Here is a 350-nt window from a genome sequence, read left to right as displayed (position 1 = left end):
GGTGGTGTTGGAAAATCCACATCTATAGCTTATTCTTTTATAGGTATTAGCTCACTCATTAAGTAAGGAGTTTTACTAACTGTCCGTTTTTCTTTAATAGGTCTATTGCTAATTTATCAAACGAAACAAATATCTCGCCACCTAGCCAATTACCTTCATAAGCTATAATTCCATCAGCAAAATCACCACCAGCCTCTAGAATAGCAAGCCCTGCTTCAACAGCTGGTCTATTCATTACTATATTACTGGTTGCTAGCAGATCGCGTAACATTCCAGCTACATCTTCTTTTGATAGTCTTGCACTTCGGCGAAGTATCCAAACAAGTTCGCATAGACAAGGTAGAGAAATA

The 350-nt window shown here is 38.0% G+C and carries 1 protein-coding gene; it reads right to left on the bottom strand.

Features of this window, described 5'->3' with window-relative positions; all coding sequences use genetic code 11:
- Positions 1-58: 58 nt before the first annotated feature.
- Positions 59-350: type II toxin-antitoxin system VapC family toxin (locus tag ACFIKB_RS09200; protein ID WP_375653449.1), on the bottom strand; the 292-nt coding region annotated here is incomplete at its 5' end.

The sequence above is a fragment of the Bartonella sp. MR110HLJHH genome (assembly GCF_042194225.1).
Lineage (GTDB): Bacteria > Pseudomonadota > Alphaproteobacteria > Rhizobiales > Rhizobiaceae > Bartonella > Bartonella grahamii.
The sequence above is the reverse complement of the archived record's forward strand: the minus strand, read 5'-3'. Positions and strand labels throughout refer to the sequence as shown.